The sequence below is a fragment of the Rhodococcus sp. IEGM 1370 genome (assembly GCF_033142325.1).
In the GTDB taxonomy this organism is placed as follows: Bacteria; Actinomycetota; Actinomycetes; order Mycobacteriales; family Mycobacteriaceae; genus Rhodococcoides.
On record NZ_JAWLRY010000007.1, the window covers coordinates 83,362 to 99,271 of the forward strand.

The window sequence follows — 15,910 nt, forward strand, 5'->3', positions numbered from 1 at the left end:
AGCGTACGAGTTGATTACCGCTTTCGGCCCGTCCGAACACGCCCGGCTCGGCTCCGTGCGGGCATGCCTCAGCCTTGTGGCAGCTGCGGTCAGCGAGGTCTCGGATTCAGTGGCGGTGTGCCGAGTACTTCGTGACCTGGATGCAGCGCGTGCTGCAGTTGTATCAATGTCGCGTCGGTCAAACTGTCCGGGCCCAAATCCAGTGCGCACGCCCAGTCGAACTTCTGTGTAGACCATGCTCGGATAGGTGTCGGGTAGTTCCTGCCCGTCCAATTCACGGGGAGGAGCCAGTCTTCGGTGGACCGTGCGCGCCTCCACAGCCGGCCGGCGCCCTTCTCGAAGCGGGCCTCGAAGTCGTCTGGGTGTGCGGGGTCTCGTCGCACCTCGGTCGGGGTGAAATCGACCGAGACATGTGCCTGAATGCGGTCCGCGCTGACGTGGTCGTGGAACCACTGCATGTTGCGTTTCGATTGTTCGGCCCACCTCGCACGGTCTTCGGCGAACACGTTTCGAGGCATTCTGACGGGGCCGGTCCACGCGAACGTCGAGTCCGGCAGTTCGTCCACCACAGCACAGTCGACAAACGCAGCACGGCCCCTCTCACAGTCCTGCTTCAACACGGTGCCGGTCTCGGTGTCGATCGTCAGTATCATCGCCGAGCCCCTGCTGCCGGTCGTCAACTCCACGTTCCAGCAGAGCCGTCCGATGAATTCGACCTCTTCGATGGCGCGTGTGGGTCGGGTGAGGCCCGGCCGCGCCCAGTGTTCGACCGGACGGGACACGATCAGATCGCGGCCAGGGTCATGTATCCGTGTGTTGAGCTCGTTCGTTTCGATCGGATCGTCATGACCGGCCTGAAACACCCAACACGTCTGGCCGTCGGCAATGAACAACGGTTTACCGTCGAGTGATTCCATGCGCGTCTTGCGACCGAAACGGAACAGGCGAACCTCGCCGAGCCCGAAACCCACATGCGACGGAACGACGCCGTAGTGCCCGTCGTAGACGACTCCGGGCCCGATGTCGGCGTGAACTGCGCCGGCGACACCGATGACCGGCCGCTGCGGCCCGTCGACGATCTTCAGCAGCACCTCGACCCAATGCGTCATACGTACAACACCCCTCCGACGGAGTGCGACCGATCAGGGTAGGCGCGAGTGTCTGCCTGCTCCATCAATTCTGTCGGGGCATAGCGAGTTATGTCGTCGAGACGCTGTCCCTGTTCGTCGTACAGGTTGAGTCGAGCCACCAAAGTAAGCCCCTCGTAGTAGTCGTGCGTGAAACTGATGTGCAGTCGACCGTGCGGCCAGTCTCCGATGAATTCGGCTCGCACGTCGTGCATTCGCTTCGAGAACCGCCGCCCGTCGAGTCGGCGAACGCAGTACCGAACGTACGACGCATGATCAGGCGGCTCGGGAGCGACGGGACGGCAGTAAGCCGTGATGTCGAGATCGTCTATAGCTGTTTCGCGTTCGCGCTCCGCTGTGTCGATCGACAGCCGAACGAGCTGGCGGCCAGGACTGCCTCTGTCTGCAGATCTGACCAGAAGCGATAGCCGCTGACCGCGTGCGGTGCCCTCGTAGACTTGGACGCCGGGCAGTGCGATCTCACGTACGGGCGTAGACGAGCCGTCGCGGAAGGCCTTCACGAGAAGAACGCCGCTGCGTTTGCTCGGCGTGCCCCAGTGCCATCGGATGCCGTCTCCGAGCGCGCGCTTGCGGCGGTGCTGCTCGTTGTAGGTAGTGTCTGCGTACTCGCTGGTGTGCCAGACGCCGTCAGCTCTCGACCGTGGGTAGTCGTCGAGTTCGATATGGGTTGTCTCTGCGTTCAGTGGTAGGTGAATCCACGACTTGGATTGTCGGAGAACGTATCCTGTCGGTGTCGGGTTGTCGCGATAGGTGCGCGACCAGGGGGCATGCTCGACGCCGAGATGGACCGAATATTCATCGAAGTCCGCTGTGACGAGAACCCCGGCGACACCGATCGGCGACGTGCCTCCGCCTGTGTGGGCCAGGATAAGAGGCGGACCAGGTTGCGGTCGGAGCAGCGGAGGCGCGGCCGCGGTACGGGCGACGTCGTCACGCATCCGGGTGGGTCGAAAACACCATGCGCCCGACGGTCCAGCCGTCAGCAGGTGCGTGCCCTCGAGGTACTCGGCGTGATGTACCCCATCCGCAGTGACACAGGCCAGAACATCCGTTCCGCTGTATTGGAGCCAGACATGATCTCCGTGGGATGCAACGGTGAGCGTGGGCGACGGTGATGGTATCTCCGGCCACGACACAATCCGGTCGATCTGTCCGGATCCCGGATCGAGAAGTACTGCAACAGGCTGGGTTTCATCGATCACCCACAGCCGGTCGGCAGCGGAAAGAATGTACCGTGGGCGCAAGAATCTGCGCTCGGACGACGGGGCGCTCATGCGCCTTTCTGCAGTGTCATGACGGCGACAGTACCCCACCTCGTTCGACTGAGTGGTCCGAATGCGCATGGCGCAACTCGGCCCGGCCTTCTGTGGCGTGGATTGCGAAGTAGAACCATGAGACGCTCGTATAGTTCCAAAAGCGTTGCTTTGAAGCGTCTTTCGTGATCAGAGGATTCGACGACGAGCCTAGCGCTCATGACCCCGCCCCACGGCCACGCCGTGCCTCGGTTATCGCGTTCTGAACCAGATCTGCCATCGACGGCAACGCACTGTCTCAACGGCGTCGATCGAGGCGTAGCGCTTTCGTGTACCGAGTGGTGGAATCGTGCCGATCCTGTTGCGGGGTCAACATTCCTGCGCGACCGCGAGCCTGAGCAGGGCGTGGAGCCACGCGTCCAAGAGATCACCGATGTCCCCCGAGACGGAGTCCGCGACGCGAGTGAGTGCTGACGCCGTGGTGGTCATGCCTGAACCGGCGAGTTGTACAGCGGAACGTCGAAGGTACGTCGTGTCTGTTGCCGATGCGTGGCGTAAACCCTTGTGCGCAAGGTCGGCGAGCAGCTCCAGTGCAGTGTTCGGTGCATTCTGCAGCAGGTCGGTGCGGGTGGGAAGTGTGGAGGTTGCGGTGTCCGGCGCTTCGAGATCCGGTACGACCACGCCACCCACACCGGCGATGGCAAAGGGGCTTATCTGCAACAGGCCGTTTCGAATGCTCAGTCGCCCTGCGACGGCGGCCGGACCGGTCGACAGGCAGGAGTCGACGGCGTCCATTGCGCGCGGCGCGTACGACCGATAGTCGACGACTACCTCTGCCGCGGTTTGTCGTTCGTCACGTACTCGAATCGTCAGTTGCTGGCTTGCTGAGGAATATTCCTTGGAAAGAACGGATTCGACATGGACTACACCGACCCCTCTGGTCAGGATCCGCTCGCTCACGACCGACGGCGTGCGTCCGGCCAGCCGCGTGTGCTCGGCACCGTAGTCGTTGACCACCGTCAGAGACTTGGTCCATGTGTCGGTGCTCAGGGGCATGATCGCTGTGCGGCCGATCCCTCTGCGACCGAGCCTGATTCGGTGGTTGGCCTGCCGCACAGCAGATTCGGTGACCACAGTGGACGATGCCAGTGCTTCGATGGTGGTTCCGGCAACACGTCGCTTCGAGAGTGCGTGGCCCGTCGGTATCTCTCCGCTCGGTTCGGTCCATTCGGTTTGCAAGAGATGGACGGTGTCCGAATCAGGTTCCGCGAAGTACAGATCCGCGCGTATGTTCGGTCCCGTTCCGGTCACGTGGGTGCCGAGTGCGATGAGTCGGGTTTTACGAAGTGGGGTTTCGCTCGGAGTATTTGTGCCCAAAGCTGTTGCTGCGATCGACGAATCCTGAGATCGTCCGACACGTACTCGCGCATCGATTTCCGCGATGACGGTCGCGGCGCGGATGCGGCTGTGTCCGGCATGTCGGGAGCGGTAGGCCTCGACTTGATCGAGCAGTTCCGCGCACGCATCGGCCAGCCACACAGCAGTTCCCGCCTGTATCGAGCGCACCGTCCGCCGCAGGGCGACGTACTGTACTTCGGTCAGATGAGCGACACCGTCGACGAGAACTGTTCGTGCGAGCAACAACGCTGCGCCCGCGGTGGTGCTCTCCGGCATCACGCTTCCGCCCACGTGGACGGTGTCGTTGTGGCGTGCGTCGGCCTCGCGTACGGCCCAGACTGCGAGGGCGATGGACTCTGGGGTGGCCTCATCGGAAGCGGACGACCGTGCGAGCGTGAGCTCGTGGGGCACGAGGAACCGTACTGTGCTGTGCGGTAATTCGACCCGTACCGAAGGGTCGTCGCCTCGGGAACGGTGCACTGTTGCCGAATACCCTGTGCGGCGGATTTTCTCGGCTCGCCGGAGTGCCGACGCGCCGAGGTGTGCGATCAGTGCCCCGTCGTCGAATTCAGCTGGCGACCAGGTTGTGCTCGGAGCCGCTGGATGCAGAAGTCGATACGCCACGACCAGCCCTACAAGGTGGCGGCAGATCCCGGTCGCTTCGCACGTACACGAGGCGTCGGTGAACGCACTCTCGGCGAGAAGAATGGTCTCGACGCCGTCGGCGTAGTGAGCGACGACGGCGTCTTCGGAAACCGACAGTGTGGGAGGTTCGGTCGACTGCATGCGAAGCGCTCTCTTGAGGAGCCCTCGGTTGGCGACTGCGGCGAGTGCGTCGTCGGTCAGTGCAGCCAGGTCGGGTCTTGCCGTCATCGGATGCATTCGGCTACGAACTCGGCGAGACCCGCCGGTGTCATCGCTCCGACGTGCACACCTGCGCGGCTCAGTCGGCGGCCGATTTCACGGTCGTAATTCGGTTCACCGGACTCGTCGAGTGCGGCAAGAGCCAGTACACGAACTCCGTCGTCGGTCAGCCGGGTGATGGACCGAACGAATCTGTCCGCGTTGCCTCCTTCGTAGAGGTCCGAGATCACGGCGACGATCGTGCGTCGGGGTGTGTCGATCAGCTGTGCCGCGTAGTCGACAGCGCGAGTGCCATCGGTCCCACCTCCGAGCTGTACGCCCATCAGGAGCTCCACCGGGTCCAGTACCTCCGACGTCAGGTCGACGACTTCGGTGTCATAGGCAACCAGGTGTGTCCTCAGCCCCGGGATGTTCCAGAAACAAGCTGCTGTGACAGCGGAATGGATGACCGAGTCCACCATCGACCCGGACTGATCGACCAAAAGGATCAACGTCCACACGTCCAGGTGCCGACGAGTTCGAAACGTGAACAGAGGTCTCTGGATCGTGATCCGTTCGGTTTCCGAGGACCAGTGCTTCAGATTGGCACGCACCGTTGCGGCGAAGTCGAAATTGCTGGCCGTTCGGTGAACGGTTCGGCGGCGACTCCGGGTGCCGTGAAAGGACTGTCGCACATCGACGGAGAGCTTTTCGATGAGCGCCCGCACGACCTTGTCGACAGCGTTCTTCGCCAGCTCGAGTACATGTGGTTCCATGAGGTGCTTGGTCCGAAGCACCGCGCGAAGCAGGCTCGCGCTGGGCTCGATCCGCGCGAGCGCGACCGGGTCGGTGATCACCTCGGTGATTTCGTACCTCTCCACGGCGTCCCGTTCCAGACGTTGAACCGTCTCCTTGGGGAAGAGTCGGTGGATGTCATCGAGCCAGTCCACTGCCGTGACCGGGGAACTGCCCTTGCCTGTCTCGCGTCGCACCGTGACCTCGGGACGCGATCGAGGCGGTACCGCGGAGGACTGGCCTTCGCGAATACCGTGCGCGCGTCGCGACGGATCGCGGTGATACAGCCACTCCAACGCAGCGTTCTGTTCCGCGGCAGCGCCGTCGAGTTCCCCGAGGGCACCCGCGGATGCATCTCCGAGCACGAGCCGCCACCGTTCGCGGTTCATTGAAGGCCCACCCGCGACAGAGCAACATCCACGCGGGCGTCCAGACGTCGCCCGTCATCGACCGACAGTTCCGGCCCGCCGAGCTCGGACTCACCGGGAGCCGGGGCGGTGCCCACTCGGCGCGCAATGGATGCACGTTCGCGTGGTGGAAAGAACTCGAATGCTTGTCGAAGCGCCGGCAGCGCCAGCAGGAAATCGTGCTCGGTGGAGCTGCTGACGACATCGTCGACGACATCGAGGACGCGATCACTCGATTCGCTGTCCGAGAACTGCTCGCGTGCCACCCCGAACAGCCCGGACAGCCAGTCTCCCAGTTGTTCCGGCCGGACGGATGAGACCACGGAAAGGGCATCCGACGACGTCGTGGTGTCCCAGATTGCACCGAGGGCAGCACCACGAACATCGACTGCACCACCGGGATCGCGCGCTGTGGCGGCCAGCTCTCGGCTCGGATCGGCTGACAGTACCTCGGGTGCGTGACGCATCGCATCGGACAGCGCAGCCACAGCTGCAATGCGCGAAAGGTCTGCCCCTGCAGGGGATGCGCGGAGACGCCCTGCCAGAACGGTGGTGCGCGCCGACGCCGAATCGACCACAGCGGCAAGCGCAGTCGATCCGCGGCTTCCGAACAAAGAATCGTGACGCCACAGATCGAGCGATGCTCGAAGCAGCAGGCCGACGTCACCGAGCTCGAATGCACTCTCGATCGCCGAGACAGCGGCGCGGCCAGTGCGCCGCGATTGAGTATCGAGCCCGCAGAGGATGGCGTCGAACAGTATTCGGGTGACCGCGGGAATGTCGGAACCGCAATTCGCCAACGCGGCGTCGAGTGCGACACCCGCGGCATTCGAGAGGGTGTGACCCTGGGCTGCAGCCTCGATGAGTGCCGGTATGCGGCCAGGGGAGTCGACCAGCGTCCACTGCTCGACCGAGACCGGATCGACCCCGCTCTCCGGCCCCGAATCGCGCTCGAAGCCCGGCACCGCCAGCACCCGAAGCTGATGCAGTATCCGGCTTCGGGTCCTGGCCGCCGGGTCGATGAGGTCGAGGACGATCGTCGTTCCGAATGCGAGTGATTCTGCGTCGAGGAGATTCACGACATGATGAACGAGTCCGGGAACCGGTGAAGCTGGGTGCAGAGAACCACGTCGAGTTCCCCGCAGGGTAGCGAGGCACAATTCGATCACTGGATGCTTTTGTCCCCGAGCGCAATCGGCATTCGTGGTCCACGGCAATCGAGTCGGTAGCGCTTCGTCGATCAGCGTCGAGGCTGCAGCGTCCAGCACGTCGGTTCGGGTGGGGACCGCATGTCCACGCAGACTCGCCAAACCGTACATCTGCTGTCTCAGACCGATGAAATCGACGGTCGACGCCGGGTGTCCGTGAGATCGAACGTTGCGGACGATGGCGGCGATCGCTGTGTCGGCGACCGTAACCGGATCGCGCCATGCGGACTCGCACCACCACGGATACACCGTCGACATTCGTTCGTAGGAGTACGGCACGAGGTAGCTGCCGACGTCGAGTTCGGGGTCAGGCGTCGGAACAGAAGGCCGGGTGAAGCTGTCGGACAACGAGGTTCGGACCAATTCCGCCATGATCGCAGGACGGTGCAATCCGCCGCACACGACAACGACGGCTCCCCGTGACGGACTGTCTCGGACCGTGTGTATCCACGAGGCCATGTACCGTTCGCGCTCGGACACCGTGAGGTCGTCGGCTCGGACTGCGTCGAAGTACTCGTTGAGCAGGTCGGTCATCGCATCTGTGGTCAGCTCGGTTGAGCGCGATTCGATCACGCTCTCCCACAGTGCATCTTCCGTGTCGACGGCCAGTCGCGCGAGCATCGACGACACAGCCGGCCCGTGCGGCGGAGAGGTGTCGTCGAATTCGGGGTGCCAGGTCGGTAGGTCGATGAAAGAGGGTCTTGCACCCATCTTCGACGCGCTGCGAAGTGCGACCCATTCCGGGGACCACTCGGTGAAGGGCGTCCAGGTCACACGTGACCGGTGTTCTCGCCTCACGTGCGAGAACAGGGCTATCGGCAGCGTGTGGTCGAGGAGCAGCTCGTCGAGCCGGCCGTTGAAATCGACCGGACCTTCGATCAGAACATGACTCGGCTCGAGCTGGGCGATGGTGTCGGCCACGACTCGTGCGCACACCGGGCTGTTGTGTCGTATACCGATGACCACCAGGGGTTTCTGAGCGCCCGAAGGGATGTTCACGGTCCGACCAGGCGCGCGTGCGCTCTGCGAAGTTCCTGCCACCCGCTCTCTGCTCTGTGTGAGGTCCGCTGCTCGATGTATCGGCGAAGGCGTGCTGCGTCCTCGCTGTTGTCCTTGGTCGCAGTTCCAGCGAGTGACTCCGCCAGATCACCGATCGTTCCGCTGTCGCCCCGGAGATACCACCCTCGTACGCCGGTCGCGTGTGCCAGGGACACTGCTTCCGCAGTGCTCATCACCGACGACAATCGCTCGACCGGAGCGCCTCCCTCGGTGAAGCCTGTTCTGAGCTCCCGGAACAACGTCACCAGAATGTCGGTCACCGCGGGATCTTGCTCGACTGTGACGCCCGAAGCCCGCAGCAGCGCCGACGATTCCGCGCGCACCAGCGCCCGCTCGGTCTCGAAATCAGCGATGGGGTGCACTGTCTCGAAGTTGAATCGGCGCCTGAGCGCTGCGCTCATTTCGTTGACACCCCGGTCCCTGGTGTTCGCCGTCGCGATGACGTTGAACCCTTCCCGGGCGAAGACCATCGCGTCGGTGCCGCCGAGTTCGGGCACTGCGAGGACTCGCTCGGACAGAAGGGAGAGCAACGTGTCCTGAACTTCCAACGGACATCGGGTCAACTCCTCGAACCGAACGATTCGTCCCTCCGACATACCGCGCAGCATCGGAGCCGGCACCAACGATCGAGCCGACGGGCCCTCGGCGACGAGCAGTGCATAGTTCCACGAGTACCGAATCTGGTCTTCTGTTGTGGCTGCGCCACCCTGAATCGTCAGCGTCGAGTCTCCGCTCACGGCGGCGGCGATCAATTCGGACAGTAAAGATTTCGCTGTTCCGGGCTCACCGACGAGCATCAACCCGCGCGTGGTGGCGAGAGTGACCAGTGACCTCTCGACGAGAGAGGGGTTGCCGACGTATTTCGCGACCACATCGAGCGAGGCATCTCCCATCACGAATGCGCGTGCCGCGGTCATTGTCAGCCGCCATCCGGGAGGACGTGGTCCGGAATGGCTCTCGGCCAGACGTGCCAGTTCGTCGGCGTAGCGCTCCTCGGCGGGAGGGCGCTGCACGCGTGTGGTCACGAGGCGAATCCGGCCAGATCGGCGATGAGCTCCGATACCGTTGCGCGATCGACGTCGCCGAGCGTTCCGCCTCGGAGGTCGACGGACACGAGCTTCTGGTCGGGGTATCCGTTGTAGGGATCCCCGGTCCCCATACCTGGTTCGAGTCCCAGTAGTACGGAGACGTCGTCGCTCAATCGGTACAACAGGCCTTGCCCCCATGAAGCCGGGTTCTCCCACACCGGCTCCCAGCCGCGGTAGGTCAATCGCAGCGCCTGACTCGGGGTTGCGGTGACGCCGGTGAATCGAGCCAGGCCGCTACCGTCGACATCGCCGGGAAGCGGGTCGTGGACTGGACGCCCGAGTTGCGGAAATGGCTGCAGGATCTCGTAATCGGCGAACACGTCGGACCATGCTCCGACGGTGTCGGGAATGTGTGCCGGGTGGACGAGACCGATGGTGCCGTCGCCGAGGGTGACGGCGTTGTCGTCGACGTCAGCTGGACTGTTGTCTTCCGAGATCCGGAACACGGTCGTCGGGTGCGGGCCGGTGCCGAACTCCCCCCACAGCAGGCGGCGGGCGATGTGAATGAGCAGGGGATTGCCGAGCACGAACCGAGTGAACTCATCGTTCGTCCAGCGTCGTCCGGTCACCATCGATCTGTTGAAACGCTTTATCTGCTCTGCAGCAACACTTTTGACCTCACTCTTCAAGTTCGCGAACCGCTTTTTCGCGTCCTCGGCAGCTATTGGGTCGTCTCGTGTTGTCGACTTCGGAAGTCCGGCAGTCTTCTTGCCGTTTTCGTCGAGTACGAATGGAACCAAGGCCTCGGTGAATCCGACTGTGAACGAGCGTGGCCCGTAGCTCAGGGACATCGTTCCTTCAGGTGTCAGATCGAGATCCGGGACGATGCGGTCGGCCAACTGCTCGTGATCGAGTCCCAGACTCTCCGCGAGTTCGGCTACGCGTTCCTTGGCTCCGTTCTTGAGCGACTTGAACTTCATCTTGCGCGAGATGTGGTCGAGCTCGGTGAGCGCGCGCGTCGATCCGTGCGCGGCCAAGGCGTCGAGACCGAGTTGCGCACGAGCGGTTCCGTTTTCGCCGGGCCACTGGCGGATGAGGGGTGCCAGTCGTGTTACGGCGGTGTCGTCGCCCAGCCATCCCAATGCCAGGATCGACCAGTTCTCCTTGGACGGTGCGCCGTTGCCCCACCACCGCTCGAATACGGCCCATACGGCGGTGCCCAGAGACCTGCGGTCGCAGTGGGCCGCGGCGAGGTCGAGTCCCGCGTACGGGGCGTCCACGGTGCTGATTGCGCACATGGTCAGCATGTGGTTCATCGCCGAAACCGGAAGCTTCGCTGATCGATCTGCAGTCAACACCGTTGGAAGAGTAGGCGTGTCCACCCATTCGGGAATCTTGGGAATGCGTTTGGGGAGTACTTCCAGAGGATCGAGATCCACAATCGCGGCAATCGCGTCGACCTCGTCCTGTCCGTACTTCGTGGTTGCACCTAGGACGGTCTCGCGCGACGTCGCTCGTGCCAGGGCACGCAGGGCGGTCGTCGCGTGATCTCGCTGTTTACCTGGCTTGCCCAGAGCGTCGGGAACGAGCAGAGCGGCTGCGTCGTCAGCGTGTCGAACGAGCCACGCCAGAGCGGGTTTCCGAAGATTCTTCCGGGTCGCGAACGCGGTCGCCTGAAGGCGCGCAACGTCGATATCGACGTAGGGCATGAGGTACGGGGCAGCTGCGCCCGGGTGTGCGCGGGCGAAACGCAACATCATCGGCAGGGCGTCGAGTTCGAAGCGCGCCACAACCCGCAACGGTTCTTTGAGTGTTGTGCCGGGCCAGTCGGTCAGAAGCGGGCGGGCCACATCGTCGGGCGCGAGGACGAAGATGTACTGGGCAACGAAGTCGCGGACCGTCGCCGGGTTCGTGTCGGGGACGTAGCTTCTCTTGAATGTTTCCCAGGTGTAGTACTCGCGGCGGGAGTTCTGAAGTTCCTCGCGCTCGCCGGGGAGCCACTCGATCTTTCGAATGTCCGGTGTCGCGATGCCGGGAAACACGTTCGGAGGGTTTGCTTTGTGCTTGCGCGTCCACGGCGGGTTCACGAGTATCTCGGGCAGGTCGGTCGCCTCAGGGACTTCAGCTGTCAGTTCGGTGATTTGCCGCTGCTCTGTCTCCGGCAGCGTCGGTGCCATTTCGATAGCGAGCTCTGGATTCTGGCGGACATGACGATCGAACAGCGATGAATTCTGGCCGGCGAGAAGCCGCATTGCGCGACGCGGATAGTGCCGCATGGCGTGCACCACAGCAGGTAGTGCGCCCTTCATGCTGCTTCGTGCGGCGAGAGCCGAGAATGCGTCGTCGCTGGGGATCGCGGACAAGGCCTGGAGCAGTCGCATCGGAATCGCGTCGTCCTGAACGTACCGATACCGTTCGGGAGCGTCGAGCAACTCTGTGAGCATCGGTGTGAGTTCGGTACCGACTCCCTCGACGACGGCAGCAACCGTCGCGTCGTCGCGAATCCACGACTCTTGCCCGTAGGGCGCTGCGATCCGTTTCAGCTCCGCCGCGGAGTTCGACGAAGTGATCAACTGTGAGATCCAGTGGTAATGGGGCGCGTCGGCACCCGAAATGAGTTGTCGGGACCAGTCCTTTTCGGTCGGAAAGAGGTACGACGCTGTCAGTTGTCGGACAGTGTTGGTTCGGAGCGGTGCGACCGCATCGCGGGCCGCTGCGTATTCCTGGTCGGAGGCGACCGCGAGGAGTCCTCGCATGCGATCGAGCACTTCCTCCCGAGCCGAGTATCGGATCTGCTCGTCGGTTGAATCCGACTGCGCGAGTCGTTCCTGCTGAACGTAGCGAGGTAGCTCGACGGGCACCGAATCGTCGGTGTGGCCGATTCGCGACACCATGATCATCGTGTCGGGCGGGAGCTCGGAGACCGGAACCGTGACGTAGACGAACTTCGTGTCGGAATACTCCATTAATGCTTCGGTGGCGAAGACAAGACCGTGACGAGCGACCCAGCCGTCGACGAACACCGTGTGCGGAACTTCGTGATGGTTCAAGAAGCGTCCGAGGAGAAATGCGAGGACGGCCGCACCGACCGGGGTGTGCGTCCCAGCTCGGTAGTCCCGAGCCGCCAGCGCAAGTGGCGACGGGTCCGGATCGGCGTCCAAATACCTTGTGGTCCAGCGAACGTACTCGTCGTTGGTTTCGACGGCCTCGCGAAGCACGGTACCGGCATCGGGCGATACGGGCTCGACGTGCGTCCTGAACCCGCCGTGGCGCGGATACTTCATCGGGAGCCAAGTCGCATGCGGAGCGAACGCTGATTCGTTTGTGCTCTCGTCCACGCAGCTCCTTGGTACTCGCAAATATGGCGCTCTGTTGTCTGGAGGATGATAGCGGTCCGAACTATCTGCGGCAGTCTGTTTCAGACTGCTGGGTCTGTCGCTGTCGTTCAACTCGTGGATGCCACGATCCGACTTCTCGCTCGTATTGCTTTCGCTGTTGTCATCCCGAAGCGCTCTTGGTCTTGAACATGCACGGTTTCTGCGCCGTGTAGTCGATGCAGCGCTTCTGGACAATCAGAACAAACCGGGCATAAGGTTTGATGACGTCGTAGAGGGAGTTCACGTGAGCGATCAACCGGGCAGAATCTCGCGCGAACACGCTCGGCCGGATGCGCCGTTGTCCCTGCCGCTGTTGCTCATCGCGGCTGTGTTCATCGGCGCGCTGCCGTTCTACGTTCGGCAGCCGCTCGGTTCCGGGGAGTCGGTATCGAGTCCGATGTGGTTCGGCGGATCTGCCTATCTCGCATCACCGGTAGCGGGTCTCTACTGGCTGATCGCACTGCCGGTGTGCATCGGGGCAGTTGCTCTCTACTGCACGTGGCGTGAACGTAGATCAGGTGCCGAATTGCACGTTCGTCTGTGGCTCGCGGTCAGTGTTGGATTGTGTGTTGCCACGGTCGTTGCCGTGTGGAGCGGACTGCTGTTCTTCCTGGGCAACTTGACCATTCGTGGACTGCTACCGCTGTTGTCTATGTCGGTTGCGGTGTTGATCTGGGGTGTTGCTCTGCGGTCGCGCGTAGTGATCGGGGTGGGAGTCGTGGCCGTCGCGGCGAGCCTGGTGTCGAACCTCTACAACGTGGAGAACCTTGTACCGCAACAATTCACGTTCGACTCTCGCTTCAGTCTGTGGTCGAACATCATGCTGACGGCGTTCGTCTTCGTAGTCGGCGCGGCGATGGCCGTGTTCGCCAAAAGATCCAAGCGCTGAATTCCTGCAACTCGATCTGCCGCGTGAGGCGGCGTCAGCCGCTGAGAGAGTTAACGCGATTGAGCCCGGCCCACAGGAGTTCGTACATTCCGCACAGGGCGGCACTCGCCAGGGCCACCGGCCAGAACCCGATGTCGTACACAAGTACGGCAGTGAACTGGCCGATCACCAGGCAAGCAAAGAACACGTGCCACGAACACCGCTTGCGCTCCTCGAATTTCGAAGTCGACTGTTCTGCGTAGTCGACCGGGCGCATGGGTTCCATCCATCTACGGTCTCATGCGTCGGCCGGTGGCGCGAGGGCATGGACGAGCCGACCGCAGAGAACTGATGCAGTGGCGGGCCCGCCCATCCCGGACATCAGCGTCCGGTTTTCAACTCATTGGTGATGCGGTGGTAGATCCCGCCGGACGTCAGTCCGCCGTCGACGACTATTTCCGTCCCGGTGATGTACCGCGATGAATCCGACAGCAGGAACGCAACGGATTCTGCGATCTCTTCGGCGTCGGCGACGCGTCCTGCAGGTACCGATTGCAAGCTTGTCTCCACGAAAGCTTTTGAGCCGGAATGCAGTAGCGGTGTGTCGACCAGGCCGGGATGGATCGAATTGACTCGTACTCCGTATTCGGCGAATTCGAGGGCACCTACTTTCGACAGACCCCGCACTCCCCATTTGCTTGCGCCGTATCCTGCCGCGAAGTAGCCAAGCATTCCGGCGATGGATGACACGTTGACGATCGAACCACCACTCCGCTTGAGAAGTGGCGCACAAGCTTTCATTCCATAGAACACCGAGCTCAGATTGATGTTCATGACGCGGTGCCAGTCGTCGACAGTCGTCTCCTCGATGCCCGCTCGGTGACTGACGCCGGCGTTGTTCACCAGTCCGTCGAGGTTACCGACTGATGACTCGATGGATTCAGCCAGTGCCGTCCACGATTGCGGTGCGGTGACATCGAGTTGGAAGAACTCCGCCCGGCCACCGGCATCGAGGATGCTCTTGACGACGGCTTCACCTGTGGCCGCCGAGATGTCGGTGACCCAGACTTTTGCTCCCCGGCCTGCCAGCATCTCCGATTCGACTCGGCCCATGCCACTTCCTGCACCGGTGACGACGATGGTCTTGTTCTCGAAGTTCATGCGAGGGGGCCTCTCACTCTGTTTTCAGTTCGGTACCTTTCGTCTCGGTCACGAAGAAGACCGTGGCGAAGGTGATGACGGCGCAGAAGACGAAGTAGCCAGCGGGTGCGAGCGGATTTCCGGTGAGCGAGATCAGGTACGTCGCGATGAAAGGTGCAGTGCCACCGAGCAACATGTTGGTGGTGTTGTTGCCCAGGGCCAAGCCGGTGTACCGCACCGAGGTCTTGAGCATCTCCACGTATGTCACGTACGAGGCACCGTTGACGACGGACACCGCGATGAACAACACCGACTGCCCGACGACGGCCTGCCACAGGGTGCCGCCGGCCATCATCATGAACATCGGCACACCGAGAACAATGGCTGCGAAGCTGCCTGCGAACAGCACGGGCTTGCGCCCGTACCTGTCTGCCATGTAGCCCGAGATGGGCAGGGTGATCACCCCGAGAACCAAGGCGAGCGAGGTCGACAGGAATGCTGCCTGCGAGGTCTGACCGCCCTCGGTCCTGAGGTAAGTGGCGGCGTAGACCGAAGCGATGTAGTAGCCGCCGGTGATGAGCGCACCGAGCAGGATGATCTTCACGACACTGCCGCCGGAGGTGCTCAGCAGCTCCGAGATGGGGAGCTTCTTGGTTTCTCCCTTGTTCTCGAGCTCCTTGAACTCCGGGGTGTCGTCGAGACGGTTCCTGATCCAGATGCCGACGCCGCCGATCACGAGGCTGAGCAGGAACGGGATTCGCCATGCCCAGGAGAGGATCTGTTCGTCGGTGAACACGGAGTTCAGTGCCAGTGCGCACAGCGAGGCGAGCAACGATCCGATGTAGGTGCCGGTGTTGACCATCGACGTCTGGGTTGCACGCCACCGCGTCGGCGCGGACTCGGAGACGAACGCGTTCGCCCCTCCGAGCTCACCACCGGCAGCGAATCCCTGTAGGCATCTGCACAGGACGAGAACCGAAGTGGCCCACACTCCCAGAGTGACGTATGTCGGGAGCAATCCGATTCCGGCGGTGGCGACCACCATCAGCAGGATGGTCCAGGACAGCGCGTTCTTGCGGCCGTACTTGTCGCCTATGTGTCCGAAGAAGATTCCGCCCGGAACACGCAGGAAGAAGGCGACGGCGAACGCCGCGAACGTGCCGAGAAGGGCGGCCGTCGGATCGTCGGACACGAAGAACAACGCGGCGATGGTGGTGGCCATGTAGCCGTAGATGCCGAAGTCGTAGTACTCGACGACGGTTCCGACGACAGCGGCGCGGATCACTGTCAGGGGAGATTGTTTCGGGTTCGTGCTCGGTGCTCGTGCGTCCGACTCGGGCTGCACGGCGCGATCGTTCGTAGTCATCGGTGTCCTCGAGGTCTGGG

At 62.7% G+C, this 15,910-nt stretch carries 11 protein-coding genes; 1 reads left to right on the plus strand and 10 read right to left on the minus strand.

What is annotated here, in order from left to right; genetic code table 11:
- Positions 1–89 precede the first annotated feature (89 nt).
- The 7 genes from R4P47_RS12075 to R4P47_RS12105 form a co-directional block, all read right to left on the minus strand.
- The gene (locus tag R4P47_RS12075; RefSeq protein ID WP_317784839.1) at positions 90–1,109 is read right to left on the minus strand and encodes a hypothetical protein; all 1,020 of its coding nucleotides are present in this window, start codon (positions 1,107–1,109) and stop codon (positions 90–92) included.
- Positions 1,106–2,422 (minus strand): hypothetical protein, encoded by a 1,317-nt coding sequence (locus tag R4P47_RS12080; protein WP_317784840.1) that lies wholly within the window; start codon positions 2,420–2,422, stop codon positions 1,106–1,108. The genes R4P47_RS12075 and R4P47_RS12080 overlap by 4 nt, the downstream gene beginning before the upstream one ends.
- A gap of 348 nt (positions 2,423–2,770) precedes the next feature.
- Positions 2,771–4,672 carry a hypothetical protein gene (locus R4P47_RS12085; protein ID WP_317784841.1) on the minus strand — a complete coding sequence of 634 codons (1,902 nt, stop codon included), beginning with the start codon at positions 4,670–4,672 and terminating at the stop codon, positions 2,771–2,773.
- Positions 4,669–5,826: a VWA domain-containing protein gene (locus R4P47_RS12090; RefSeq protein ID WP_317784842.1), complete on the minus strand. Its 1,158-nt coding sequence runs from the start codon at positions 5,824–5,826 to the stop codon at positions 4,669–4,671. Before R4P47_RS12090 ends, R4P47_RS12085 begins: the two co-directional genes overlap by 4 nt.
- A complete protein-coding gene (locus tag R4P47_RS12095) occupies positions 5,823–8,051 on the minus strand; it encodes a DUF5682 family protein (protein ID WP_317784843.1) in 2,229 nt (742 codons plus the stop codon). Before R4P47_RS12095 ends, R4P47_RS12090 begins: the two co-directional genes overlap by 4 nt.
- Positions 8,048–9,136, minus strand: a complete 1,089-nt coding sequence (locus R4P47_RS12100) for an AAA family ATPase (protein ID WP_317784844.1) — start codon at positions 9,134–9,136, stop codon at positions 8,048–8,050. Before R4P47_RS12100 ends, R4P47_RS12095 begins: the two co-directional genes overlap by 4 nt.
- Positions 9,133–12,477 (minus strand): DUF4132 domain-containing protein, encoded by a 3,345-nt coding sequence (locus R4P47_RS12105; protein ID WP_317784845.1) that lies wholly within the window; start codon positions 12,475–12,477, stop codon positions 9,133–9,135. Before R4P47_RS12105 ends, R4P47_RS12100 begins: the two co-directional genes overlap by 4 nt.
- Before the next feature lie 283 nt (positions 12,478–12,760).
- Here R4P47_RS12105 and R4P47_RS12110 point away from each other — a divergent pair, with 283 nt between their 5' ends.
- Positions 12,761–13,405, plus strand: coding sequence for a hypothetical protein (locus tag R4P47_RS12110; protein WP_317784846.1), 645 nt, complete (start codon positions 12,761–12,763; stop codon positions 13,403–13,405).
- 34 nt (positions 13,406–13,439) lie between these two features.
- On the opposite strand, the gene R4P47_RS12115 is transcribed toward R4P47_RS12110, so the two are convergent.
- The 3 genes from R4P47_RS12115 to R4P47_RS12125 form a co-directional block, all read right to left on the minus strand.
- The gene (locus R4P47_RS12115; RefSeq protein WP_317784847.1) at positions 13,440–13,670 is read right to left on the minus strand and encodes a hypothetical protein; all 231 of its coding nucleotides are present in this window, start codon (positions 13,668–13,670) and stop codon (positions 13,440–13,442) included.
- Between the two features lie 95 nt (positions 13,671–13,765).
- Entirely contained in the window at positions 13,766–14,545 is a 780-nt protein-coding gene (locus tag R4P47_RS12120; RefSeq protein ID WP_317784848.1) for an SDR family NAD(P)-dependent oxidoreductase, read from the minus strand.
- 13 nt (positions 14,546–14,558) lie between these two features.
- Positions 14,559–15,890 (minus strand): MFS transporter, encoded by a 1,332-nt coding sequence (locus R4P47_RS12125; RefSeq protein WP_317548967.1) that lies wholly within the window; start codon positions 15,888–15,890, stop codon positions 14,559–14,561.
- Between the last annotated feature and the right edge of the window lie 20 nt (positions 15,891–15,910).